Here is a 24,810-nt window from a genome sequence, read left to right on the forward strand (position 1 = left end):
TGGTGTGGTGGTCTCGGCTGCCGCTCTGCGAGCCAAGATCGAATCTACTTGGTGGACCGTTGCCGTTGTGACAAGTTCACCATCCGGCGCTATGTCGACATGGCAATTTGGCGTGAAGCATTCGATCACGAAGCGTGGCACCCGTCGACCCCGCTGTGAAGGGGGCGTGGACAACGGTGGCTGGTTGTCGCACGACCTGTTGGTCATTCCCCGCCCGGCGGTGCACCCACCGCCCGCTGTGGGCTGCACGTTTGCCGGAACGTCGGGGTTCGGGCGCAAGTTGGCCGAAAACGTACGGTCCGAATCGGGGGCGTGAGACCGGTTCCCACGCGCCACAGCGCACACCTGAGCCATGATCTCCGCGCCCCGTCAGCCCCCCGGTCCAACCCGAACCGGCCACTCCCGACCGCCTCCGACCTCACACTCCGTCACTCTTCGCTGGTCATGCCCCTTCTGTCCCACCCGCCCCACCGGCCCCGTCCGACCCGCCGGTCCGCCGGCGCCCCCGCCGTCCTGTTCCGTCGCCGGTCGCCCCGCACATTCGTCCGAATCCGATCGATGCCCGCCACCGACCCCTTGCCCACGACACCCGCCTGTGCGGGCCCGTCCCGGGGCATCCCCGCCCCCTCCGCCGCACCGGCCCGGCACACCCGGTGGGCGGCGGGCGCGAGCGAGGGCGAACCTGGCCGTCGGCGTCGGCGTCGGCGTCGGCGTCGCCTCGCCGGGCGCCGACCGCCGTGCCGGCGCGGCCGGTTGGCCCCGGTCCGCCCTCGGCTCCCTGGTGACTCCTGCGCGCCCGCGACGGCGTTCATCTGCTGCCATCTGCTGCACCCGGCCCCGCGTTGCCAACGCCCGGCGCGAGGAGCGTCGCATCACCGCGCTCATGCGTGAACTCGCACCCGCGGGAACGAAGTTCACCGTCTCCTGGGTGCTGCTGACGGGGGCGCCGGGGCACCGGGGCGTCGGGGGCCGGTCCGGGGGTGTGGTGGGACGGGGGCTCAGCCGGCGGCCGTCGCAGGACCCGCCCAGCGGGCCGGGGCGGGGGACGGCAGGGCGGCCACGCCCGGGACGGCGGACGGGGCTCCCGCTGCCGCCCTGACGCCCGCCGGGGCCAACCGGGAGGCCGGCACGGCCAGGCGGCCGAGGGTCGGCCGGGTCCGGCCCGCGGCGGACGCGAAAGCCCGCCCGCGGAGGGGCAGTTCGGCCGCCGCGAGGATCAGCCGCACCGCGTCCGGCAGGGACGGAGCGCTGATCGTCGGACGGTAGGCACGCTCGGCCCACGGGCGTCCGTGGTGCAGCCAGGCGCTGCGCAGCCCGGTCGCCTCGGCCCCGGCGATGTCGGCCGGACCGTAGTCGCCGACCATCCAGGTCTGCGCCGCCCAGTCCCCGACCGGGCGGAACCCGCACCGGCGGGCCGCGATCTCGAAGATCAACGGGTCCGGCTTCAGGCAGCGGGCCTCCTCGGAGATCACCCACCCGTCCACCAGTGGAGCGAGCCCGGTGAACCGGATCTTCTCCGACTGGGCGAGCGTCCCGCCGTTGCTCACGATCCCGATCGTCCAGCCCGCGCCGCGTGCCTCCCGAAGTGCCGAAATGTGTGAATCGGGGCACCGGATATGGGAGTTGATGAACACCCGGTAGTGCTCCAGCATCGACTCGACCGAGCGGTCGAACCCGTAGCGACGCTTGGTCGCACCCAGTACGGTGCTGCGCGGTACGTACCCGCTGCCGTCGAGCAGCACCAGCCAGTCCAGGTCCTCGGCCGGCAGGTCGTTCTCGGCGAGGAAGGTCTTCGCCCACGCACGGAAGGCGGCGTCCCTGGGCAGCAAGGTGTTGTCGAGGTCGAACAGGAGCAGCGGCATGTCGAGCATGCTGCCAGCGGGGCCTCGTATGCACCTGGCAATTGCCAAAGGCTTGGTGCCATTTCCGCGAATTGGCCGAATACGGCTGCTACACCCCCAAGTCGGGCCATGATCCCGAGCGCCCGTGGTCGGCCGTCGCGCGCCGTCGCCGCGTGCTGCCACTGCGTGCCGCCGCCGCGCCCGCCGCCGCGCCCGGCTCCGCGCTCGGCTCCGCGCCCGGCTCCGCGTCCGGCGGGACAACTCCCGCGCACCGCCCGGGGGCAGGGGCGATGACAGTCGGGTCACGGTGTGTCGGCACCCTGTTGCGCGCGGCACTCTCCGTCGGTCAAGCTCTTCTGACTTTCGTAGCGCGAGGGGCGCGCACACCGGCGTGTGTTTCCCCCACTCGCGGGAACCTCCTCGTACGAGGGCTTCGCCGCTGGGCGGAGCCCCTCCCGAGCCGTACTCTGAAAGGCACAGGTCGCCATCGGTGGTCGTCGTTCCCGAACGGTTCGCCGCCCCGGTCGCCCCTGCTCCCGGGGCCCGGCGGTTCCCCGCCGTGTTCCCCTGCGCAGGCCCGTACGAGTCGAAGAGTTTTGAGCCATGGCTGGTCACGAACCTCCCGGTTCCGTCGGCGGCAGCTCCCGCGCCAGGAGGACTGTCGCCTGGCTCCTCGGCACCCCGCCGTCCGTCGGCCCGGTGCGGCACCGGGACGGATCGCACCCCCGGGGCGGGCCGCACAGCCAGGGCGGCCCGGGCGGCCGGCACCCCGTCCGCGGCACTGTGCCGGACGGTGACCCCGGTCGGCCCGACCCCGATCCGCCCCGCTTCGACCCACCCCGCTTCGACCCACCCCGCCCCGATCCGGGGCGCGGCACTCCAGACCCCTCCGGGACGGCGGACCCGACCGCCGTCCCCCGCCCCGGAACTGCGGAGGACGCGATGACCGACCGTTCCCGTCCGACCGTCGGCCGCCGCGACGGCGAGCACGAGCCGCAGTTGCAGGAGCACGGCTCGCGCGCCTGCGACCCGCAGTTCCAGCACGGCGTGGTGGTCGGCTTCGACGGCTCGCTCTCCAGCGAACGGGCCCTGGCCTACGCGGTCGGGATGGCCCGCCGCTCCCGCTGCGGACTGGTGATCGTCCACGTCGCCAACCGGCTCCCCGCCACGGTCTGGGCCGGCTGCGAGCCGCCCGTCTTCGTGGACCTCCCCGACCAGCGCACCGAGATCCTCGGCCTCGAACTCGCCTGCGCCGACTTCCTCTCCGGCGTCCCCTGGATCCTGGTGGAGCGCGGCGGCGACATCTGCCACGAGATCGAGGAGGTCGGCCGCGAGTACGCGGCGGACGCCATCGTGGTCGGCAGTACCCACGGGCTGCTCGGCAAGATCTTCGGCTCCGTCTCCGGCCGTCTGGCCCGCCGCGCGAACCGCCCGGTCATCGTCATTCCCTGACGTCTCGTCAACCCTGCTCGTCGCTGCCCGGCGTGAAGGCCGACGACGAGGCGTGCCGCGGAGTGGCGGGGTCGCCCCGGCGGCCCCGGTGGACGGTCGGCCGATCGGGTCGTTCCCGTTGGCGCCGGTGCGTCACGGCGACCGTCCCGCGCGAGGCTGATCGATCATGCGAGGGTGACCAATCGTCATATCGACGCACTGGCAGTTCGATGGCGCACGGCCACGGCCGCTGCCGCATCCGCCCGACCCGTGCCCGCGGTGCTGGGGGGCGGCCCTGGTGCTCCCGGCTGCCCTCGGCGGCTGGGCATCGGCGCCGGGCGCGACCCGTGGCGGAGAGGTGCGGGACATCCTGCGGCTGAGCGTCAGCACCAACGCCAGTGCCGACCCCGCGGTCCGGCTCCGGGCCGGTGGCACGGCCATCCGCACGTACCGCCTCGACAACCGCGCCGATTACCCGCTCGGTGATGTGGTTCTGACGGACCCTCAGCTCCCTGGCGGCCGGCTCCGGTGCGCGCCCGGCCGGACCGTTCCGCCCGGCGGCAGCCTCGACTGCACCGCCACCCTCACCGTCGAGGGCGGGCCCCGCTCCACCCGGGTCGAGGCCACCGCGGAGGCGCCGCTGCACCTTCCGCAGGCGCACGCCGACACGTCCGCCGGCTATCTCGGCATCACCTCCGGCATCCGACTCACCCGGGTGGGTGCCCCGTCCGGCAGCGGCCTGTCCCGCCGGGCGGCGTCACCTGCCGGTGCCGGTGCCGATGGCTCCCCGGCGGCCCTGACCCCGTCCCCGTCCTCGTTCCCGCCCCCACCCGCGACGGCGGTGCGGCGCGGGGCGGTGGCCGGAGCGGGCGGGACCGTTGAACTCCGTTACCGCCTGGAGGCGTTCGGCGACGTCCCGATCACCGACGCCTCCGTCACGGACAACCTGCCCGGCCTGGGCGCGGTGAACTGCACCGGCCCGGACGGCGGCCGGACCCTCGCCCCCGGACAGACCGTCGACTGCCGCGCGACCGGCATCGCCAGGCCCGGCCGCCAGACCGGCACCGCCCGTGCGGGTGGCCTGGCCGACGACGGGACGGTCGGCCCCGACGGCAACCGCCAGGCTCCCCGACGGGTCTCCGCCGAGGCCGACGGGGCCTACGACGGGCTGCGGCCCACCCCCTCCGGCACGGAGCCGGGCGGGCCCTCCGAGGCCACCCCGAACACCGGCCCCGGCCCCGGTCCCGAGCCCGGCGGCGGCCCAGGAACGGGGACCGCCACCGGTCCGACGACCGGCACGGGGCCGGGGGCAGGACCCGGTCAGGGCGTCGGCCCGGCCCCCGTCGGCCCCGGCCCCGGCACCAGTGCCAGCCCCGGCCAGGGCGCGGGCGGCGGGGACACCCCTGCCGGCGGCCAGGTCCCGCCCGGGCTGCTGCCGGTCTCCGTCCCGCCCGGAGCCGGGCCGGTGGCCGCCGTGGCAGCCCGGCCGCCGGTGGGGGCGTCGCAGCCCCGTCCGGAAGCCGCCGGGTCGATGCCGCCGCTCGTACCGTTCCTGCCCGGTCGGTCACCCGAACTGCTCCCGGGCGGCAGGGTCTTCGCCCGGCCCGCCTCGCCCTTTGCCGCCCCGGGGGCGGGCGGTGCGCCGACAGCCTCGGGCGGGAGCCCGTCCGGCCCCGGGGCGGCGCACCCCGGGGACGCGGCGTCCGGGCAGGCCGGAGCGGCCCCGGGGCCCGGTGCGAGTGCGGGCTCCGTGGTGGGCAGTGGTGCGCGGAACGGCGCGGGCGCGGCCCTGGACGCGCTGGCCGCTGCGCGGCAGCAGGCGTCGCCCGGGGCGCGGTCCGCGGACCCGTTGGCCCAGGCCGAGTTCGGGGGTGAGGGCCGGGCCCCCGACGAGGAGGACGACTCCTGGGACGGTGCCGAGGTGATGATGCTCCTGCTGGCGATCCTCCTTCCGGTGCTGTGCGTGCTGGCGGCCGCGTTCACCGCGCGGGGCCGGGGGCGGCGATGACGGCCCGCGGCGAGACGACGGCCCGCGGCGGTGCGCGACGACCGGACCGGGCACGGTGCGTTCCGGGGCAGCGCGATGGCGGGCCTCGGGGTGTAGCCCGGACGGGCGGGCCGCTCGGCGCGGCGGTCCCGGTGCGCGGGGGAGGAGTCGTCGGTGGCGCGACTGTTGTCGAGTCAAGGAGCGGAACGGGGCAGCCGTCGGCGACCCGTGGCCGGAGGGTGACCGGAAGCGGGTGGCGATGCTGACCGTCGCGGTCGCCGCAGTGGCGGGTGCGGCGCTGGCGCTGGTGCTCGGACTGGTGCTGGGGCGGACCAGGCGGGCGCGGGAGGGGTCCACGACTCCGCAGGCGCTGTCCTTCGCGGGGGCAGCGATCCTGGGCTTCTTCGCGCTGTTCCTGGGCTTCAGCGTCGCGGGCACCTGGCAGCAGTTGAACTCGGCGCGCCAGCACACCTACGAGGAGTCGCGGGCCCTCGCGGAGGCGTACTGGACCGCGGGCGGGCTACCGGCCGCGGACCGCTCCGTGGTGCGGGAGCGGCTGCGTGCCTACACCGGCCTGGTGATCGGTGACGAGTGGGTGACGATGCGGCAGGGCGTCGGCAGCCGGCCGGCCTGGCAGGCGGTGGACCGGGTGCGGGCCGCCGTCGACCAGTCCGTGGCGCACAGTCAGGTCGAGGCGAGCGCTCGAACCGATGTGCTGCGGAGCCTGTCCGAGGTCAACGCCAAGCGGAACGCGCGACTGAGCGATCTCCGGGCGTCCGTCCCGGCGTTGGCGATCGGCGGGCTGCTGGTCGGGGCGGTGTTCGTCCTGGCCACGCCGTCCGTCATCGGGCTCAACTCCAACCCGCGGAACCTGGTGCTGATGTGCTTCGTGGGCGCCTCCGTGGCGTTCGGGGTGAGCATGGTCGCGGTGATGAGCGGGCCGTTCTCCGGCGCGGTGCGCATCCAGCCGACCGCGTTCCAGCTCGCGCTGGAGCGGTACGACCAGATCGACACCGAGGCCGACGCCTCGGCCGTTCCGCCCTACCGGCCGTGGCCGGCGGACTGATCGGCCGAGCGTCGAGCACCGGACGTCGGCAACGCCTCTCGGGGATCGGGTGATCGGGTGATCGAGGGGAAGCGGGGGCTCAGGAGGAGGCCATGCCGAGCTCGCGCGCGATGAGCATCCGCTGGACCTCCGAGGTGCCCTCGCCGATCTCCAGGATCTTGCAGTCGCGCCAGAACCGGGCGACGGGGTACTCGTTCATGAAGCCGTAGCCGCCGTGGATCTGGGTCGCCTCGCGGGCGCTGTCGACCGCCGCCTCGGAGGCGTACAGCTTGGCAATGGCTGCCTCCTTCTTGAAGGGCTCGGAGTGCAGCAGCCGGGAGGCGGCGTCCCGCCAGGTCAGGCGGGAGGTGTGCGCGCGCAGCTCCATGTCGGCGAGCTTGAACTGGATGACCTGGTTGGCGCCGATCGGACGGCCGAAGGCGTGCCGGGTGGCGGCGTACGTGAGGGACTGGTCGACGCACCCCTGGGCCAGGCCGGTGGCCAGGGCCGCGATGGCGATGCGGCCCTCGTCCAGGATGCGCAGGAACTGGGCGTAGCCGCGGCCCCGGGTGCCGAGCAGGTTGGCCGCGGGGACCCGGCAGTCGGTGAAGGACAGTTCGCGGGTGTCGGAGGCGTTCCACCCGACCTTCGAGTACTTCTTCGACACCTGGAACCCGGGAGTCCCCGTGGGAACGATGATGGAGGAGATTTCCCTGGTGGGCGAGTGATTTGACGAATCGTCACTCGAACGTGTGAGCGGCTCGGTCAGTGCGGTGACGGTGACCAGGCCGGTGATGTCGGTGCCGGAGTTGGTGATGAAGCACTTGCTCCCGTTGATCACCCACTCGTCGGTGGCCTCGTCGTAGCGCGCCGTGGTGCGCGTCCCGCCGGCGTCCGTGCCGCCCTCGGGCTCGGTCAGGCCGAAGGCGCCGAGCATCTCGCCCGAGGTCAGCTTCGGCAGCCACTCGCGCTTCTGCTCCTCGGTGCCGAACCGGTAGATCGGCATCGACCCGAGCGAGACCGCGGCCTCCAGGGTGATCGCGACCGAGGAGTCGACCCGGGCCAGCTCCTCCAGGGCGAGGCAGAGCGCGAAGTAGTCGCCGCCCATCCCGCCGTACTCCTCGGGGAACGGCAGGCCGAACAGGCCCATCCGCCCCATCTCCCGGACGATGTCGTACGGGAACTCGTTCCGCTCGTAGTAGTCGCCGATCTTCGGCGCCACCACGTCGTTGGCGAACTCCTCGACGGTGCGGCGGAGTTCCTCGTACTCACTGCTCAATCGGTGGTCGAGCACGGGTGATCCTCCCGGGATCGCGGCCTCGTGGGCCTGGTGGGGACGGGGGAGTCGGACTCAGGACGACGGGCCGAGCAGGGCCCGGACGGTCCTCGACGGGCTGGGGCGGCCGAGGTGACGGGCCATCCAGCCGCTGGTGCGGGCGAGCGCGGCGAGGTCGACGCCGGTCTCGATGCCCAGGCCGTGCAGCATCCAGACCAGGTCCTCGGTGGCCAGGTTGCCGGTCGCGCTCTTCGCGTACGGGCAGCCGCCGAGGCCGCCGGCCGAGGCGTCCACCACGGTCACGCCGGAGCGCAGCGCGGCGAGCGTGTTGGCGAGGGCCTGGCCGTAGGTGTCGTGGAAGTGCACGGCCAGCCGTTCGATCGGAACCCCCGATCGGGTGAACTCGTCGAGCAGTGCCTTGACGTGGCCGGGCGTCGCGACGCCGATGGTGTCGCCGAGGCTCAGCTCGGCGCAGCCCATCTCCAGCAGCGCCAGGCCGTGGCGGACCACCTGTTCGACCGGGACCCGGCCCTCCCAGGGGTCGCCGAAGCACATCGACAGGTAGCCGCGGACCGGAACGTCGGCAGCTGTGGCCCGCTCCACCACGGGGCGGAACATCGCCATCGCCTCGTCCGCCGAGCGGTTGAGGTTGCGCCGGGCGAAGGTCTCGGTGGCGCTGGCGAAGACGGCGACCTCGGCGGCGTGGTGCGCGAGCGCCCGGTCCAGGCCCCGCTCGTTGGGCACCAGGACGGGCAGCCGCAGGCCGGGGTACTGCTCGGCCAGCCCGGTCAGCCGGGGCATCAGCTCCTCGGCGTCCGCCAGCTGCGGCACCCATTTGGGGTGGACGAAGCTGGTCGCCTCGACGGTGCGCAGGCCGGCGGCGGCGAGCCGGGCGACGAACTCCGCCTTGACCTCGACGGGGACGAGCCCGCTCTCGTTCTGCAGCCCGTCCCGGGCGCCGACCTCGTGGATGCGGACCCGCGCGGGCAGCCCGGGGTCGCGCACCGGCTGCGGGAGGCCGAGGTCCAGCACGGTGGGCTCGGGGGCGTCCTGCGCGTTCTCGCCGGTCACCGGGCCACCTCCGGGGCGTCCTCGGCGGGCTGCCCAGCCGGTTCCCCAGCCGGTTCCCCAGCCGGTTCCGCAGCCGGTTCCGCAGCCGGTTCCGGGTCGTCCGGGGTGACGGCCACCAGCGCCTCGTCCATCGCGACGGTCGCGCCGGCGGAGACCCGGAGGTCGTCCACGGTGCCGTCGTGCGGGGCGGCGATGACGTGCTCCATCTTCATGGCCTCCAGGACCAGCAGCGCCTGGCCGCGGTGGACCCGCTCGCCGGGTTCGACCTTGACGACCGTGACGGTGCCGGGCATCGGCGCGGTGAGGGTGCCGTGGTGGGCGCCGCCGGCCGCGGCACGGTCGGCGATTACGTCGAACGGGTGAACGGGCCAGGCGTCCCCGTCGATGCCGAGCCAGTGGGTGAGGCCGTCCTGGGTGCGTTCCGCGGCGATCGTGAAAGTGGCCTGGAGGCCGTCAACCGCAAGGCGGAGCAGGTCTCCGTCCCGGGTCGCGCGGGCACGCCGGACCGGTCCGCCGTCCAGCCGGACCTCCCATTCGGGGGTGACTCCGGCGGAAAAACCGATAGCGCTCTCGAATTCACCATTGGTAATCATTCGGCAGCTCACGGTGACCGGTTCGCGGCCGGCCAGCCGGAGCCGGTGCGTGGTCCAGGCGGCCTCGCCACCGAGTCGCCAGCCGGAAGGGAGGGAGAACGGATCGGTCCAGTGGCCGGAGGGGACGGAGCTGTCGGCTCGACCGAGTTCGAGCTGTCGCAACAGGGCGGAGGCGAAGTGCAGCAGGTCGATCGATTCGGTGCGGGTGTACGGGGAGCTGAGCAAGGAGGGGTCCTGCTGGGCGCTGCGTTCCACCAGCCCGGTGTCGATCCGCCCTGACACCACCTCGGGCCGGGCCAGCAGCCGGCGCAGGTAGCCGGTGTTGGTGGTGACGCCCAGGATGCGGGTCTCGGCGAGCGCGGCCCGCAGCCGACGGAGCGCGGTCGGGCGGTCGGGCCCGTACGCGATCACCTTGGCGAGCATCGGGTCGTACAGGCTGCCGACCCGGTCGCCGGGTGCGATTCCGGAGTCCACCCGGATGCCCTCCCCGGAGGGTTCGTCCAGCAGCAGCACCTCACCGCCGGTGGGCAGGAAGTCCCGTTCCGGGTCCTCGGCGCAGATGCGGGCCTCGATCGCGTGGCCCCGGAAGGAGATGTCCGACTGTGTGAACGTCAGTGCTTCGCCCGCGGCGACGCGCAGCTGCCACTCGACCAGGTCCAGCCGCCGCGGGCCCTCGGGGCCGTCCACGGAGACGGCCAGTTCGGTCACGGGGTGTTCCACCTGGAGGCGGGTGTTCATCTCCATGAAGAAGAAGTCGAGGACGTCGTCCCCGTCCGGTCCCGCGGGCTTCCCGCCGGGGACGATGAACTCGACCGTGCCGGCGCCGGTGTAGCCGCAGGCCTCGGCAGCACGCACCGCGGCCGCGCCCATCGCGGCGCGGGTGCTCGGGTTCAACAGGACGGAAGGAGCCTCTTCGATGAGCTTCTGATGGCGGCGCTGCAGACTGCACTCGCGCTCGCCGAGGTGGACGGTCCGGCCGAGGGTGTCGGCCAGGACCTGCACCTCGATGTGGCGCGGCTGGTCGACCCAGCGCTCCAGCAGCAGGGTGTCGTCGCCGAACGCGGTGCGGGCCACCCGCCGGGCCGCGGCGAGTTCGGCGGGCAGCTCGGCCGGGTCGCGGACCAGCCGCATGCCCTTGCCGCCGCCACCGGCCGACGGCTTGAGCAGCACCGGGTAGCCGATCCGGGCCGCGGCCTCGATCAGCTGCTCGTCGCTGGGCGAACCGTCCTCGCTGCCGGGGACGACCGGCACCCCGGCGGCCCGGACGGCCTCCTTGGCGTTGATCTTGTCGCCCATCAGCTCCACCGCGGCCGGCGGCGGGCCGATGAAGACCAGCCCGGCCTGCGTGCAGGCCTCGGCGAACGCGGAGTTCTCGGCGAGGAACCCGTAGCCGGGGTGGACGGCCTGCGCGCCGGTCCGGCGGGCCGCGTCCAGGATCAGGTCGGCGCGCAGGTACGTCTCGGCGGCGGAGCTGTCGCTCCGGTCGGCGGGGCCGAGCCGGACCGCGAGGTCCGCCGCCCGGACGTGCGGCGCGTCGGCGTCCGCGTCACTGTGCACGGCGACCGACCGCACGCCCAGCCGCCGGAGGGTGCGGATGACCCGCAGTGCGATCTCGCCGCGATTGGCGACGAGCACGGTGTCGAACATGGAGGTGTGCCTCCGTCACGAGGGGAACGGTGAGCGAATCGACGAAGCGTCGGTGGCGGTGGCCCGCCGGGGTGTCACATCCGGAAGACCCCGAACGGGCGCGGGTCGGGCAGCGGGGCGTTGGCGCAGGCGGTCAGTGCCAGGCCGAGCGCGGTGCGGGTCTGCAGGGGATCGATCACGCCGTCGTCCCACAGCCGGGCGGTCGCGTAGTAGGCGTTGCCCTGCCGCTCGTACTGCTCGCGGACCGGGCGCTTGAACGCGTCCTCCGCCTCGGCGGGCCACTCCTCGCCCCGGCCCTCCAACTGGTCGCGGCGGACGGTGGCCAGCACCGAGGCGGCCTGCTCGCCGCCCATCACGGAGATCTTGGCGTTCGGCCACATCCACAGGAAGCGGGGTGAGTAGGCCCGGCCGCACATCGAGTAGTTGCCCGCGCCGTACGAGCCGCCGATCACCACCGTCAGCTTCGGCACCCGGGTGCAGGCGACGGCGGTCACCATCTTGGCGCCGTGCTTGGCGATGCCACCCGCCTCGTACTGGCGGCCCACCATGAAGCCGGTGATGTTCTGCAGGAAGAGGAGGGGGATGCCCCGCTGGTCGCACAGCTCGATGAAGTGCGCGCCCTTGAGCGCGGATTCGGCGAACAGGACGCCGTTGTTGGCGACGATCCCGACGGGGTGCCCGTGGATGTGGGCGAACCCCGTCACCAGGGTGGCGCCGTACTCGGCCTTGAACTCGGCGAACCGGCTGCCGTCCACCAGCCGGGCGATCACCTCGCGCACGTCGTAGGGGGTGCGCGGGTCGACCGGCACCACGCCGTACAGCCCGGCCGGGTCGACGGCGGGCGGCTCGACCGGGGCGAGCGGCCAGGGCTTCGGCGTGCGCGGGCCCAGCCCGGCCACGATGGTGCGCACGATGGACAGCGCGTGAGCGTCGTCCTCCGCCAGGTGGTCGGTCACGCCCGAGGTCCGGGAGTGGAGGTCGCCGCCGCCCAGTTCCTCGGCGGTCACCACCTCGCCGGTGGCGGCCTTCACCAGCGGCGGGCCGCCCAGGAAGATGGTGCCCTGGTTCCGGACGATCACCGCTTCGTCGCTCATCGCCGGGACGTACGCGCCACCGGCCGTGCAGGAGCCGAGCACCGCCGCGATCTGCGGGATTCCGGCGGCGGACAGGCGCGCCTGGTTGTAGAAGATCCGGCCGAAGTGGTCGCGGTCGGGGAACACCTCGTCCTGCATCGGCAGGAAGGCGCCGCCCGAGTCCACCAGGTAGAGGCAGGGCAGCCGGTTCTCCAGCGCCACCTCCTGCGCGCGCAGGTGCTTCTTCACCGTCATCGGGTAGTAGGTGCCGCCCTTGACCGTGGCGTCGTTCGCCACCACCAGGACCTCGCGGCCGGCGACCCGGCCGATGCCGGCGATCACCCCGGCGGCCGGGGCGGCGCCGTCGTACAGCCCGTCGGCGGCGAGCGGCGCCAGCTCCAGGAAGGGCGACCCGGGGTCGAGCAGGGTGTCCACCCGCTCCCGGGGCAGCAGCTTGCCGCGCGCGGTGTGCTTGGCGCGGGCCTTCTCACCGCCGCCCAGGGCCGCGGCCGCGAGCTTGGCGCGCAGTTCCGCGACCAGCTCCCGATGCGCCTGGGCGTTGGCGAGCCCGGCCGGCGAGGCCGGGTCGACCGCGCTCTCCAACCGGGGCGCGGGGGCCCCGGTGGCGGCGGTCGGCGGCGCGGTCGGTGCCGCGTTCCGCGAGGAGGCAGGAGACCACGACGAGGCCTGTGCCGAAGAGAGGACCATCCCAAGAGCTCCCTTGCCCCTCGGATACCGGAACCGGGCAGGCCGAAGGGTGGGCCGGCCGACCCGTGTTAATGAGCGTTAACTCTGTGGTCAGGTTAACCAGCGATAACCCGACTGTCTACGATGGGCAGCATGCCCAACCGTCCCGCCGCCCCAGCGCTCCCACGCCGTGACCAGATCCGCAAGGAAGCCGCCAGGCTGTTCGCGGCCCGCGGTTTCCTCGGCGTCGGCGTCGACGAGATCGGCAAGGCGGTCGGCATCAGCGGCCCCGGTCTCTACCGGCACTTCGCGGGCAAGGACGCGATGCTCGCCGACCTCCTGGTCGGCATCAGCGAGCGGCTGATGGAGGAGGGGCGCCGCCGGGTCGGCGAGGCCACCGGCCCGCAGGACGCGCTGAACTCCCTGGTCGACGGCCACATCGACTTCGCGCTCGACGACCGCGACCTGATCACCCTGCACGACCGCGAACTGCTCCACCTCAAGGAGGAGGACCGCCGCCGGGTGCGCCGGCTGCAGCGCGGATACGTCGAACTCTGGGTCGGCGTGGTGCGCGAAGCCTTCCCCCCGCTGGCCGCCCCGGCGGCGGAACCGGTCGCCCGGGCCGCCGTCCACGCCGTCTTCGGGCTGCTCAACTCGACCCCGCACAGCGCCGCGCCCCGCACTCCGCAGGGCTCGTCGAACGGGACGGTCGGGGCGGCCGGGCAGACCGGGCAGGCCGGACCGGCCGCGGAGCAGGGGGAGCGGGGCGACCGGGCCGAGCGCGCGGGACTGGCCCGGGACAGCATGGCGGCGCTGCTCCGCGCCCTGGCCCAAGGGGCGTTCGCCGCCGCGGCGGCGGAGGTCGACGGGGCGGCGAACACCGAAGGGTGAGGCAGGCCGCACCCCTCGCCTAGGTCGATCGGCTGATCCAGATGTAGCCGACCGTCGGAGGCGCACCACCGCGCAACCCGGGCAACCTGTAGACGGGAAGGAAGCTCGGCCTCGGGTCGTTCAGCTTCCCAGCGCCCTTCGAAACCGATGGACGCTCAACCGGCCGAATGGTTAGCATCACTAAATATGCCCGAGACTCATGGTTTCCCAGAGCAAAGCTGGCTGCGCCGGCTCGGTGGCTACTGCTGGCGCTACCGTCGCAACCTGCTGCTGTCCTTCGGATCGTCGCTCGTCGGCATGGCGATCACCACGATGGTCCCGCTGATCACCAAGCTGATCATCGACGACGTGATCACCACGCACCGCCGCCCGCTCGCCCCCTGGGCGGCGCTGCTGCTGGTCGCGGCCGCGGCGGTGTTCCTGTGCACCCAGATCCGCCGCTACTACGGCGGACAGCTCGCGGTGGACGTCCAGCACGACCTGCGCGCCGACCTGTTCCGCTCGCTGACCCGGCTCGACGGGCACCGGCAGGACCGGCTGGACACCGGGCAGGTGGTCGGCCGGGCCACCTCCGACCTCCAGTTGGTCAACGGCCTGCTGTCGATGCTGCCGATGATGACGGGCTACGCCCTGATGTTCGGCATGTCGCTGGCGGTCATGCTCTGGCTCTCCCCGCCGCTCACGCTGATCGCCCTGGTGATGGCCCCGGCGCTCTGGTGGCTGGCCGGGCTCAGCCGCAAGCGCCTCTTCCCGGCGACCTGGGCCGCCCAGCAGCAGGCCGCCGAGGTCGCGGGCGTGGTCGACGCCGCGATCGGCGGGGTCCGGGTGGTCAAGGGCTTCGGCCAGGAGGCCCAGGAGCGCGGCAAGCTGGAGCGCGCCTCGCGCGAGCTGTTCGCCGCCCGCCTCCGGTCGATCCGGCTGAACGCCTGGTACACCCCGGCGATGCAGGCCGTCCCGGCCCTCGGCCAGGTCGCGGTGCTCGCCGTCGGCGGCTGGCTGGCCGTCCGGGGCGACGTCACGCTCGGCACCTTCGTCGCCTTCTCCGCGTACGTGGCCCAGATGGCCAGCCCGGTGCGGATGCTCGCGATGGTCATCACGGTCGGCCAGCAGGCCCGCGCCGGGGTGGAGCGCGTCATGCAGCTGATCGACCAGCGCCCGCTGGTCACCGAGGCCCCCGACGCCCGCCCGCTCGACCAGGACGGCGCCCCGGCCGGCACCCCCGCGCTGGAGCTGGACGCGGTCGACTTCCACTACCGCGCGGAGGAGCACCCCGAGCCGGGCAGCGCCCCCGACGGCGTCCCGGTCCTCGAAGGGCTCAGCCTGCGGATCGCGCAGGGGGAGACGCTGGCGCTGGTCGGCGCCTCCGGCTCCGGCAAGTCGACGGTCGCCCAACTGGTGCCCCGCTTCTACGACCCCACCTCCGGTGCCGTCCGCCTCTTCGGGCAGGACGTCCGCGAGGTCACCCTCGACTCGGTGCGCGCCGCCATCGGCATCGTGCCCGAGGAGAGCTTCCTGTTCTCCGAGGACGTCCGCACCAACATCGCCTACGGGCACCCGGAGGCCACCGAGGAGCAGATCCACGCCGCCGCGCGGATCGCCCAGGCCGACGGCTTCATCCGGGAGCTCCCCGAGGGCTACGACACCAAGGTCGGCGAGCAGGGCCTCACCCTCTCCGGCGGCCAGCGGCAGCGCATCGCGCTCGCCCGGGCCGTCCTCACCGACCCGCGCATCCTGCTGCTCGACGACGCCACCTCCGCGGTCGACCCGCAGATCGAGGCGGAGATCCACGACGCGCTGCACAGCGTGATGGCCGGCCGCACCACCCTGCTGATCGCGCACCGCCGCTCCACCCTGCAACTCGCCGACCGGATCGCCGTGCTGGAGTCCGGCCGCCTGATCGACCTGGGCACCCACGAGGAGCTCACCGCCCGATGTCCGCGCTACCGGTCGCTGATCACCGACCCGGAGGCGCTGGCCGGCACGGCCCCGAACGACCGGACCGCGCCCGGGGCGGCCCCCGCCGCGCCGGCCCTCGCCGGCCCGGACGGGACCGCCGGGAAGACGTCCGCCACCACGCCCGCGGCCCCCGCCGCACCGGGCGCCTCGACCTCCACCGGCCCGTCCCCGGCGGGCCGGAAGCCGGTGGCCGACGCCGCCCTGCTCGCCAAGGTCGCCGCCCTGTCCCCGGCGACGGACACCCCCGACATCCCGGTCGAGCTGGCCGAGGCCGCCGACCCCAGGTTCAACCTGGCCCGGCTGCTCGCCCCGTTCCGCCGCCCGCTGGCCCTCGCCCTGCTGCTGGTCGCCCTGGACACCGCCGCCGGGCTGACCCTGCCGGTGCTGATCCGGCACGGCATCGACGACGGCGTCAGCAAGGCCGCCCTCGGCGGTGTCGCGGTCGCCTCACTGCTGGCCCTCACCGTGGTCCTGCTCGACTGGCTGGTCCAGGCCACCGAGAGCCGGATCTCCGGCCGCACCGGCGAACGGCTCCTGTACACCCTGCGGCTGAAGATCTTCGCGCACCTGAACCGGCTCGGCCTCGACTACTACGAGCGCGAGCTGACCGGCCGGATCATGACCCGGATGACCACCGACGTGGACTCGATCTCCTCGTTCCTGCAGACCGGCGTGGTCACCGCCGTGGTCAGCGTGTTCACCTTCTTCGGCATCTTCGTCGCGCTGATCGTGATCGACGCGGGCCTGGCCCTGATGGTCTTCGCGGTGCTGCCGCTGCTGGTCGTCGCCACCCTGGTGTTCCGCAAGAAGTCCGCCCAGCAGTACGAGGTCTCCCGCGACCTGATCAGCACGGTCAACGCGGACCTGCAGGAGAACGTCGCCGGCATGCGGATCGTCCAGGCCTTCCGGCGCCAGGACGCGAACACCGAACGCTTCGTCGAGCGCGGCCTCGCCTACCGGGACGCCCGGGTCAAGGCCCAGCTGTACATCTCGCTGTACTTCCCGTTCGTCCAGTTCCTCTCCAGCGTCGCCTCCGCCCTGGTGCTGATCGTCGGAGCCTCCCGGGTCGACAACGGCACCCTCACCATCGGCGCCCTGGTCGCCTACCTGCTCTACATCGACCTCTTCTTCGCCCCGGTCAACCAGCTCTCGCAGATCTTCGACGGCTACCAGCAGGCTGCCGTCGGCCTCGGCCGGATCCGCGACCTGCTGCGCACCCCCACCAGCACGCCCCGAGCCGAACACCCCGTCCCGGTCGGCACGCTGCGCGGCGAGATCGACTTCGAGAACGTCAGCTTCGCCTACAACGGGGGCGGCGAGGGCAACCCCGAGGTGCTCTCCGGCATCGACCTGCACATCCCGGCCGGTCAGACGGTCGCCCTGGTCGGCGAGACCGGCGCGGGCAAGTCCACGCTGGTCAAGCTCGTCGCCCGGTTCTACGACGCCACCGGCGGCACCGTCCGGGTCGACGGCACCGACCTCACCGACTACGACCTCGACGAGTACCGGCACCACCTCGGCGTCGTCCCGCAGGAGGCCTACCTCTTCGCCGGGACGGTCCGCGACGCCATCGCCTACGGCCGCCCGACGGCGAGCGACGCCGAGGTCCGGGCCGCCGCCGAAGCCGTCGGCGCCCACGAGATGATCACCGGACTGACCGATGGGTACCAGCACCTGGTCGCCCCCCGCGGCCGCAACCTCTCCGCCGGTCAGCGCCAGCTCATCGCCCTGGCCAGGGCCGAACTCGTCGACCCCGACATCCTGCTCCTGGACGAGGCCACCGCCGCGCTCGACCTCGCCACCGAAGCAGCCGTCAACCTCGCCGCCGACCGGCTCAGCGGAGGCCGCACCACCCTGGTCATCGCCCACCGCCTCACCACCGCCGAACGCGCCGACCGGGTCGTCGTCCTCGCCCACGGCCGAATAGTGGAGGACGGCACCCACGCCGAACTGCTCGACCGCGACGGGGCCTACGCCAAGCTGTGGAACGCCTTCGTCGCCGAGGGCCACCCCGCGCCCGTCCTCGGCTGAGGCCGAGCCCCGGGCCGGGGCTCGGCCCGGCCCCGCCCCGGAGCGCCGGCCGGGGAAGACAGCTCCGGTTCGATCGATCCGAAGGCGCTGCCCGCCAAGGGCCGTTCGATCACGGAGCTGTCTCGGGCGGGCCGCAACTGGGCCGCTCGCCGGTTGCGACTCGGCCACCGGCGGCCACCACCGCCACCTGGGCTGATACACAGAACGGGCGACCGATCGAGGGGACGGGAGCACCACCCCGTCACCCGGTCGAGAGGCCACGCCCATGCGCCCACGCGCGTCCGCGCCGCCCACGGTCGCCCTCTACGCGGCCGGCCAGCTCCCCGTCTACCTCCTGCCCACCCTGGTCGGCCGCCTCACCGACGGCCTCGGCCTGACCCCCACGCAGGCCGGCGCGCTCGGCAGCACCCTGCTGCTCGCGTCCGCCACCACGGGACTGCTGCTCGCCGGACGCGTCACCGGCCTCGGCCCGGCCCGCCTCGCCCGGACCGGCCTCGGCCTGCTCGCCCTGAGCAGCGCCCTCGCGGCCACCGGCCCGGGCACCCCGCTGCTCGTCACGGCCCTGATCCTCGCCGGACTCGGCGCGGGCACCGCCACCGCCGTCGCCACCACCGCCCTCGCCCGGGCCGCCGACCCGCACCGCACCACCGTCCGCGCACTGCTCGCCACCTCCGGCACCGCGGCACTGCTCTACCTGCTGCTCCCGTACCTGGGCAGCGGCCCGGCCGCCCCCTTCGGCGCGCTCGGCGCGATCGCGCTGGCCACCGCGGCCCTGCCGGGCGGCAGGTCCGGCCCGGCGCCCGCACCCCGGCCCACCACCGCCCGGCCCGCACGCCCGGCGGGCGACGGCCACGCCCCGGCCAAGGCGGCCGCCCTCATCCTGGCCGTCCCGTTCTGGTCGATGGCGCAGAACGCGCTCTGGGGCGTCAGCGGTCGGCTCGGGCACGTCCAGGCCGGTCTGGGGGAGCGCACCCTCGGCCCGGTGTTCGCGCTGGCCCTGCTCGGCGGGCTCCTCGGGGTGGCCGCCGCCGGTGCGCTCGGCAGCCGGATCGGCCGGGCCGTCCCGATCGGGGCCGGCACCCTGGTGATCGCCGGGTGCGTCCTGCTCACCGGGACGGCCCGCGGCCCGGTGGCGTTCACCACCGGCGAGCTGCTCTGGAACCTGCTCTACCCGCTGGTGCTCAGCCACCTGCTCGGCCTCGCCGCCGTACTGGACCCCGGTGGACGTCGCGCCGTGCAGACCTCCGCGGCCGCCGCCCTCGGCGTCGCGTGCGGGCCGCTGGTGGGCACCGCCCTCGCGGGTGCCGCCGGATATCCGGGGATGGGCGCGGTGCTCGCCGCCGTCCTGGCGGTCACGGCCCTGCCGCTGACCCTGGCGGCCCGCCCCGGCCGGTCGCCCCGCCGCGTTCCCGGGCCCCGCCGGACCACCGGCCGCCCGCACCTCGCGAACCGGCGGACCTCAACGGCCGGCTTCCCCGCCGCCGTCTCCATCCCCGGGCAGCGCCGGTCGTCGCCTCCGGGCCGCCCGCACCCCCGCGCCGGAACCCGGATCGCCGGAACCGCTCAGCCGGACCACGCGTTCAGCAGCGCCCGGAACAGCGGCCCGGCGTCCACCCCGGACGGCAACTCGCTGACCTGACCGTCCCCGACCTCCACCACCCGCCACCCGGGGGCCGATCCGTCCGCACCGGTGCGCCTGGCCAGGTCGGTGGTGACGAAGCGGCACCCCAACCGCCGGACCAGCGGGCCGACGGCGGAGAGATCCGGTGCCACCGTGCTCGCCGGGCAGTCGGGATGCGGGCCGACCAGCACGGGCTCGCCGTCCAGCCACCAGACCCGGGCCTCCTCGGTGCGCCCGTCCGCCGCCCGGACGAACGACTCGAACCGGCGCAGCACCAGCCCGCCCGCCAGGAAGGACCCCTGCAGTTCGGTGAAGCGTCCGACCACCCGCTCCACGGCGTCGAGGTCGGCCAGGTCCGGCAGGTAACAGGCCTCCGCCCACTCGTGCTTGCGGGACTTGACGTAGTCCTTGACCACCGCGGGGCCGCGGCCACCGAGTTCCGTGGCGGCCGCGGCCAGTTCGGCCCGGCCCCAGCCGGAGCCGGGCAGCCAGGTGCTGGCGGGGGTCAGCGGTTCGAAGGTCCGGTACCAGCCGGGGAGTTCGTGGGCGGCGGCGTACCCGTCCGGCCCCGTCAGCAGCAGGCGGCCGCGGGCGGCCAGGGCCGCGGCGAGTGCGGCGTACTCGGCGGTGGGGATCATCCACCCCCGGTACCAGAGCGGGCCGCCCGCCGCCGGAACGCGCCGGACGGCAGCCTCGGCGTCCCCCGCCAGCAGCGCGTCGTGGTCGAGCAGGACGCGGCCGCCGCCCGCCGCCGCGATCGCCTCCGCCTCGTGGGCGAAGTGCGGGTCGACCCGTCGGATCATCAGGGGGTCGGACGGCAGGAGGACGGCGGGCTCGGTCATGCGGCTCAGATTAGGTCCACCGATCGGTGGACAACCCGGAATTCCCTTGGCCTCCCGCGTCGTTCCGCCCGAAAACCGGATCGACACCCCCACGCGGGCTCTGCCAGGGTGATCGAGTGCGATGGATCACGCGACGTCAGAAACCCGGAGGCGAACGGCGCCCCCGCCACGCGGCGCGGACGGTGGTGCTCTCGCCCGAGGGCGAGGTCTTCCTGCTCCGCTCCGACAACTCCGAGGTCGGCGTCCACTGGACGTCCCCGGGCGGCGGCCTGGACCCGGGCGAGTCCCCGACCGAGGGCGCGCTCCGGGAACTGCACGAGGAAACCGGCTGGACCGACCTCCGCCCGGGCCCCCTCCTCTGCACCTGGGAGCACGACTTCACCTGGCACGGCACCCCGGTCCGGCAGCACGAGCACATCTTCCTGACCCACGGACCACGACGCGAACCGGGAGACGTGGCAGCCGTCCACCGGGTGGACGGCATCCTCGGCTGGCGCTGGTGGACGCCCGCCGAACTCGCCGCACCGGACGCCGACCCGCTCTGGCCGCCGAACCTGCCCGCCCTGCTCGCCGGGCTCCGCACCGCAGGTCCCGGCCCCGTGGAGCCGGTCCACCTCGGCTACATCCCCAACACCCCTCGGGGAGGAAAGATCTGACGACCAATCAGCGAACCTGGCGTCGACCCCTCCGACGCCCCCGGACCGCAGGCACCTCGGCCTGCCAGTCGTGCAGCCCGAGCTCCCGGTCGTGCACCGCCTCCGGATTGATCACCACCGACAGCAGCGCCGACCGCAGTTCCTCCGCGCTCAACCCGGTCGACCGCTGCAACTGCTCGGTGGGGACCGACACCGCGATGGCCGGGCGCCACTCCGGCAGCACCACCTGACACGTCCCCGAGCCGAACCGCAGCAACTGCGCCGAGACCCTGCGGTCCGGAGCCCGCCCCACCGGAGCGGCCCCCTCCACCGACCCGGGCGACCCCCCGATCAGCACACCCATCGGCACCCCCGGCAGGTCGACCGACCCACCGGCGGGTTCGGCTCCGGCACCGATCGGCTCCGCACCCCCGTCGGCACCCGGTCGCCCCTGGGCCGGCAGCACCGCCCGCACCTGGCTCAGCCGCCGCGAAGGCGCCGGGCGCCGCGGCGGCCGCACCCGGTCCGCGGCCAGCACACCCGCACCCCACGCCCCCGAGGACCAACCCGCCACCCCCGGAGCCGCCGAACCCGAGCGCAGATCCGTCACCCCGGAAGCCCCGACACCCTCCGCGACCTCGGCCGCCCCGGCCTCCGTCGGCCCGACCTCCGCCGCCATGGCGTCCACCACCACGGCGTCCGTCGAACCGGCTTCCGCCGCAGGACGGTCGGCACCCACGTGCGGTCGGTCCGCCGCGTTCTGGTCGAGCGAGGTCATGGCTGCGCCCCTCCGGATTCTCGGGTCGCCCGATCCTGCACCACCGGTGCGTGCCCGGCCAAGGGACGTCCGCATACGCTTCACCGGTTCCCGGCGGCAGCCCGCGCCCGCCTGCGACGTTCCGCACCGGCCCGCGACCCGCACCCCGCGTCCGCCCGCCCGGTACGGCAGGAGCGGAAAACCCGACCGCGCCCCGGTGCCCTCGGGCTACGCTGGAGGCATGTTCCCCACCTCGTGCCTGTGCTGGTGGCCGTCCTAGGACGGCCACCCCTCACGCATGACTCCAGGGCCGTCCGCAAGGGCGGCCCTGGCGCGATCACCTCGGACGGATCTGGGCCCGCCCCGGCGGACGGCGACCATCCCCACCGAGGAGACCACCCGCCATGACCGCCACCGCCATGACCGCCACCGCGGACACCGCGCACCCGCTGCTCGCCGAGTCCGCCGCAGGGCACCGCCGCATCCTGACCGGCGACCGCCCCACCGGCCCGCTGCACCTCGGCCACTACTTCGGGACGCTGCAGAACCGGGTCCAACTCCAGTCCCAAGGACTCGAGTTGATGATCGTGATCCCCGACTACCAGGTGATCACCGACCGGGACCGGGCCGACCGGCTCGCCGAGCACGTGGAGAACCTGGTGCTCGACTACCTGGCCGCCGGGGTCGACCCCGCCCGGGCCACGATCTTCACCCACAGCTCGGTCCCCGCCCTCAACCAGCTGATGCTGCCCTTCCTCAGCCTGGTGAGCATCGCCGAACTGTCCCGCAACCCCACCGTCAAGGACGAGATCGCCCACTCCAGGCAGGCCGCCGTGAGCGGGCTGATGTTCACCTACCCCGTCCACCAAGCCGCCGACATCCTGTTCTGCAAAGCCGACCTCGTCCCGGTCGGCCAGGACCAGCTGCCGCACCTCGAACTCACCCGGACCGTCGCCCGGCGCTTCAACGACCGCTACGCCGCGGTCTTCCCCGAACCGCAGGCCCTGCTCTCCGACGCACCCCTGCTGCTCGGCACCGACGCCGGAAAGATGAGCAAGAGCCGCGGCAACGCGATCGCGCTCGGCGCCGACGAGGACGAGACGGCCCGCCTGCTGCGCGGAGCCGTCACCGACCCCGACCGCCGCATCACCTACGACCCCGACAACCGCCCCGGCGTCTCCAACCTCCTGCTCCTCAGCGCGCTCTGCCAGAGCCGCGACCCGCACGAGGTCGCCGAGGAGATCGGCGACGGCGGAGCCGCCACGCTCAAGCGGACCACCACCGAGGCCGTCAACGAGTACTTCCGCCCCTTGCGGGCCCGCCGCGCCGAACTCGCCACCGACCGCGCCCTGCTCCGCGACATCCTGCGCACCGGCAGTGCCCGGGCCAACGCCATCGCCGACCGCACCCTCGACGAAGTCCGCGCCGCCATGGGCACCTGCTGAACGACACTCCCGCCCGGACAGGCCGGGTTCCGCCCTCCCCGGACGCGGAGCCCGGCCGCCGGCGCACCGGACACGGAACCCGCGAGCGGGATGGGCCGTCCTCCGACGGGGGATACCGTCAGCAGACGGACCGTCGGAGGACCGCGCCACCGAGCGGGCAGACCGACTCGACCGCCGCGCGTGCCCGGACCCGCAGCCGATCGGATCACCCCCGCCCGCCGTCCCGGCCCCCCGCCCCTGCTCCAGGAAGAGGAGTCCCGATGCCCCTGCGCCCGCTCCGCCCCGGCGACCGGATCGCCCTCGCCGCCCCCAGTGGTGCCGTCGACCCCGCCAGGCTCGCCCGCGGCATCGACATCCTCCGGACCTGGGGCCTCGAACCGGTGGTCCTGCCGCACGTCCACGACACCCACCCCACCCTCCCGTACCTGGCCGGCCAGGACCTGCACCGCGCCGCCGACTTCCAGTCCGCCTGGCTCGACCCGGAGATCGCCGCGGTGTTCTGCGTCCGCGGCGGCTTCGGCGCCCAGCGGATGGTCGACCTCCTCGACTGGGACGCGATGCGCGCCGCGCCGCCCAAGACCCTGGTCGGGTTCAGCGACGTCACCGTCCTGCACGAAGCCGTCGCCCGGCACCTCGACCTCCCGACCCTCTACGGCCCGATGCCCGGCGCGGCCACCTTCAGCCGTGACGCCCGAACCGCCGAACACCTGCGCCGCACCCTGTTCGACCCCGCCACCACCACCGTCCTCACCGGCCCGGACACCTCCGCCCTCGTCCCCGGCCGGGCCCACGGCGTCCTGATGGGCGGCTGCGCCTCCCTGCTCGCCGCCGACCGCGGCACCCCCGCCGCCCGCCCGTCCTTCGCCGGCGGCCTGCTCGTCCTGGAGGACGTCAACGAGCAGCCCTACCAACTCGACCGGATGCTCACCCAGCTCCGCCGCAGCGGAGCCCTGACAGGAGTCGCCGGTGTGGTGCTCGGCTCCTGGGACGGCTGCGGCCCGGTCGAGAGCGTCCGCGCCGTCATGCTCGACCACCTCGGCGGACTGGGCGTCCCCGTCCTGGGGGAACTCGGCTTCGGCCACTGCCCGTCCTCGATCACCGTTCCGCTCGGCGTCCCCGCCACGCTGGACGCCGACGCGGGCACCGTCACCCTCGACGAACCCGTGTTCAGCGGCCCTACCGGCGCGTAGGGTGCCAGCCATGCACGTCGAAGGCACCCCCAGCACCACCCCGGCCACCGAACAGCCCGACGCCGCAACCCTCGCGGTGACCCGCGCACTCGCGCTGCTCCACCGCCCCGGCCGCGCCGTCGGACGAACCGTCCTGGGCCTCACCGGACCGCCCGCCGCCGGCAAGTCCACCCTCGCCCGGCACCTGGTCGACGAGATCAACCGCCACGAGGGCCCCGACACCGCGGCCTACCTCCCGCTCGACGGCTTCCACCTCTCCAACGCCCAGCTCGACCGCCTCGGCCTGCGCCCCCGCAAGGGCGCCCCCGAGACCTTCGACGCCCTCGGCTACCTCGCACTCCTCCAACGCGTCACCGCCGACCGGTTCCACGACATCTACGCCCCCGACTTCGACCGCACCCTCGACGAACCGGTCGCCGCCCGCCACCTCGTCCGCCCCCACACCCGGCTGGTCGTCACCGAAGGCAACTACCTCGCCTCACCCGCCACCCCCTGGACGGACGCCCGCACCCTGCTGCGCGAACTCTGGTACGTCGACGCCGACCCCACCACCCGGGACGCCCGCCTGCTCGCCCGCCACACCGCCGGCGGCCAGGCCGAGACCGCCGCCCGCCACCGGATCGACACCAACGACCGCCCCAACGCCGCCCAGGTGGAGAGCACCCGCAGCACCTGCGACTGGGTGGTCCGCACGGACGCGTTTGCGCCGGGCGTGGAACCGGCGTAGTGTTGACTGGTCGCTCGGCAGGGAGCACCGGACACGCAATCCGTGTGGACGGTCCCGGGGCGGC

General features: G+C 74.2%; 17 protein-coding genes. 11 read left to right on the forward strand and 6 right to left on the reverse strand.

The features are described from left to right. Positions 1–998: 998 nt before the first annotated feature. On the reverse strand, positions 999–1,862 hold the full coding sequence (locus ACIQBJ_RS32505) for an HAD family hydrolase (protein WP_400717885.1): 864 nt from the start codon (positions 1,860–1,862) through the stop codon (positions 999–1,001). A gap of 921 nt (positions 1,863–2,783) precedes the next feature. Between ACIQBJ_RS32505 and ACIQBJ_RS32510 the strand changes: the two genes are divergently transcribed. From ACIQBJ_RS32510 to ACIQBJ_RS32520, 3 genes are all read left to right on the forward strand, one after another. Next, positions 2,784–3,293, forward strand: coding sequence for a universal stress protein (locus tag ACIQBJ_RS32510; protein WP_400717889.1), 510 nt, complete (start codon positions 2,784–2,786; stop codon positions 3,291–3,293). Positions 3,294–3,630: 337 nt separating this feature from the next. Then, positions 3,631–5,280 carry a hypothetical protein gene (locus ACIQBJ_RS32515; protein WP_400717891.1) on the forward strand — a complete coding sequence of 550 codons (1,650 nt, stop codon included), beginning with the start codon at positions 3,631–3,633 and terminating at the stop codon, positions 5,278–5,280. Between the two features lie 232 nt (positions 5,281–5,512). Continuing rightward, complete coding sequence (locus ACIQBJ_RS32520) at positions 5,513–6,325, forward strand: hypothetical protein (protein ID WP_400717893.1); 813 nt, start codon at positions 5,513–5,515, stop codon at positions 6,323–6,325. 79 nt (positions 6,326–6,404) lie between these two features. On the opposite strand, the gene ACIQBJ_RS32525 is transcribed toward ACIQBJ_RS32520, so the two are convergent. The 4 genes from ACIQBJ_RS32525 to ACIQBJ_RS32540 form a co-directional block, all read right to left on the reverse strand. After that, positions 6,405–7,598, reverse strand: coding sequence for an acyl-CoA dehydrogenase family protein (locus ACIQBJ_RS32525; protein ID WP_400717896.1), 1,194 nt, complete (start codon positions 7,596–7,598; stop codon positions 6,405–6,407). 57 nt (positions 7,599–7,655) lie between these two features. Beyond that, the gene (locus tag ACIQBJ_RS32530; RefSeq protein ID WP_400717898.1) at positions 7,656–8,651 is read right to left on the reverse strand and encodes a hydroxymethylglutaryl-CoA lyase; all 996 of its coding nucleotides are present in this window, start codon (positions 8,649–8,651) and stop codon (positions 7,656–7,658) included. Further along, a complete protein-coding gene (locus ACIQBJ_RS32535) occupies positions 8,648–10,891 on the reverse strand; it encodes an acetyl/propionyl/methylcrotonyl-CoA carboxylase subunit alpha (protein ID WP_400717901.1) in 2,244 nt (747 codons plus the stop codon). The genes ACIQBJ_RS32530 and ACIQBJ_RS32535 overlap by 4 nt, the downstream gene beginning before the upstream one ends. A 74-nt stretch (positions 10,892–10,965) precedes the next feature. Then, a complete protein-coding gene (locus ACIQBJ_RS32540) occupies positions 10,966–12,672 on the reverse strand; it encodes a carboxyl transferase domain-containing protein (RefSeq protein WP_400717904.1) in 1,707 nt (568 codons plus the stop codon). A 132-nt stretch (positions 12,673–12,804) separates the two neighbouring features. On the opposite strand from ACIQBJ_RS32540, the gene ACIQBJ_RS32545 reads away from it, so the two are divergent. From ACIQBJ_RS32545 to ACIQBJ_RS32555, 3 genes are all read left to right on the forward strand, one after another. Next, positions 12,805–13,542 carry a TetR/AcrR family transcriptional regulator gene (locus ACIQBJ_RS32545; RefSeq protein ID WP_400717906.1) on the forward strand — a complete coding sequence of 246 codons (738 nt, stop codon included), beginning with the start codon at positions 12,805–12,807 and terminating at the stop codon, positions 13,540–13,542. 186 nt (positions 13,543–13,728) lie between these two features. Next, positions 13,729–17,529, forward strand: coding sequence for an ABC transporter ATP-binding protein (locus tag ACIQBJ_RS32550; RefSeq protein ID WP_400717909.1), 3,801 nt, complete (start codon positions 13,729–13,731; stop codon positions 17,527–17,529). A gap of 265 nt (positions 17,530–17,794) precedes the next feature. Then, positions 17,795–19,168: an MFS transporter gene (locus ACIQBJ_RS32555; RefSeq protein WP_400717912.1), complete on the forward strand. Its 1,374-nt coding sequence runs from the start codon at positions 17,795–17,797 to the stop codon at positions 19,166–19,168. On the opposite strand, the gene ACIQBJ_RS32560 is transcribed toward ACIQBJ_RS32555, so the two are convergent. After that, positions 19,093–19,992, reverse strand: coding sequence for an ATP-grasp domain-containing protein (locus tag ACIQBJ_RS32560; RefSeq protein ID WP_400717915.1), 900 nt, complete (start codon positions 19,990–19,992; stop codon positions 19,093–19,095). The genes ACIQBJ_RS32555 and ACIQBJ_RS32560 overlap by 76 nt on opposite strands. A 116-nt stretch (positions 19,993–20,108) precedes the next feature. Here ACIQBJ_RS32560 and ACIQBJ_RS32565 point away from each other — a divergent pair, with 116 nt between their 5' ends. The 5 genes from ACIQBJ_RS32565 (at position 20,109) to ACIQBJ_RS32585 (ending at position 24,746) form a co-directional block, all read left to right on the forward strand. Continuing rightward, the gene (locus ACIQBJ_RS32565; protein ID WP_400717918.1) at positions 20,109–20,648 is read left to right on the forward strand and encodes an NUDIX hydrolase; all 540 of its coding nucleotides are present in this window, start codon (positions 20,109–20,111) and stop codon (positions 20,646–20,648) included. A 107-nt stretch (positions 20,649–20,755) separates the two neighbouring features. Further along, on the forward strand, positions 20,756–20,878 hold the full coding sequence (locus tag ACIQBJ_RS32570; RefSeq protein WP_400717920.1) for a hypothetical protein: 123 nt from the start codon (positions 20,756–20,758) through the stop codon (positions 20,876–20,878). Between the two features lie 925 nt (positions 20,879–21,803). Then, positions 21,804–22,829, forward strand: coding sequence for a tryptophan--tRNA ligase (trpS, locus tag ACIQBJ_RS32575; RefSeq protein ID WP_400717937.1), 1,026 nt, complete (start codon positions 21,804–21,806; stop codon positions 22,827–22,829). A 260-nt stretch (positions 22,830–23,089) separates the two neighbouring features. Next, positions 23,090–24,019 (forward strand): LD-carboxypeptidase, encoded by a 930-nt coding sequence (locus ACIQBJ_RS32580; protein ID WP_400717923.1) that lies wholly within the window; start codon positions 23,090–23,092, stop codon positions 24,017–24,019. A gap of 10 nt (positions 24,020–24,029) precedes the next feature. Then, positions 24,030–24,746, forward strand: coding sequence for a nucleoside/nucleotide kinase family protein (locus ACIQBJ_RS32585; RefSeq protein WP_400717925.1), 717 nt, complete (start codon positions 24,030–24,032; stop codon positions 24,744–24,746). Positions 24,747–24,810 lie beyond the last annotated feature (64 nt).

It is taken from the genome of Kitasatospora sp. NPDC088391 (assembly GCF_044753345.1).
GTDB lineage: Bacteria > Actinomycetota > Actinomycetes > Streptomycetales > Streptomycetaceae > Kitasatospora.

Bases quoted from the DNA above. Each gene is read 5' to 3' on its own strand.
- ACIQBJ_RS32580 (WP_400717923.1), top strand. From the start codon at position 23,090: ATGCCCCTGCGCCCGCTCCGCCCCGGCGACCGGATCGCCCTCGCCGCC.
- ACIQBJ_RS32555 (WP_400717912.1), top strand. From the start codon at position 17,795: ATGCGCCCACGCGCGTCCGCGCCGCCCACGGTCGCCCTCTACGCGGCC.
- ACIQBJ_RS32505 (WP_400717885.1), bottom strand. From the start codon at position 1,862: ATGCCGCTGCTCCTGTTCGACCTCGACAACACCTTGCTGCCCAGGGAC.
- ACIQBJ_RS32560 (WP_400717915.1), bottom strand. From the start codon at position 19,992: ATGACCGAGCCCGCCGTCCTCCTGCCGTCCGACCCCCTGATGATCCGA.
- ACIQBJ_RS32535 (WP_400717901.1), bottom strand. From the start codon at position 10,891: ATGTTCGACACCGTGCTCGTCGCCAATCGCGGCGAGATCGCACTGCGG.
- ACIQBJ_RS32540 (WP_400717904.1), bottom strand. From the start codon at position 12,672: ATGGTCCTCTCTTCGGCACAGGCCTCGTCGTGGTCTCCTGCCTCCTCG.
- ACIQBJ_RS32545 (WP_400717906.1), top strand. From the start codon at position 12,805: ATGCCCAACCGTCCCGCCGCCCCAGCGCTCCCACGCCGTGACCAGATC.
- ACIQBJ_RS32510 (WP_400717889.1), top strand. From the start codon at position 2,784: ATGACCGACCGTTCCCGTCCGACCGTCGGCCGCCGCGACGGCGAGCAC.
- ACIQBJ_RS32585 (WP_400717925.1), top strand. From the start codon at position 24,030: ATGCACGTCGAAGGCACCCCCAGCACCACCCCGGCCACCGAACAGCCC.
- trpS (WP_400717937.1), top strand. From the start codon at position 21,804: ATGACCGCCACCGCGGACACCGCGCACCCGCTGCTCGCCGAGTCCGCC.
- ACIQBJ_RS32550 (WP_400717909.1), top strand. From the start codon at position 13,729: ATGCCCGAGACTCATGGTTTCCCAGAGCAAAGCTGGCTGCGCCGGCTC.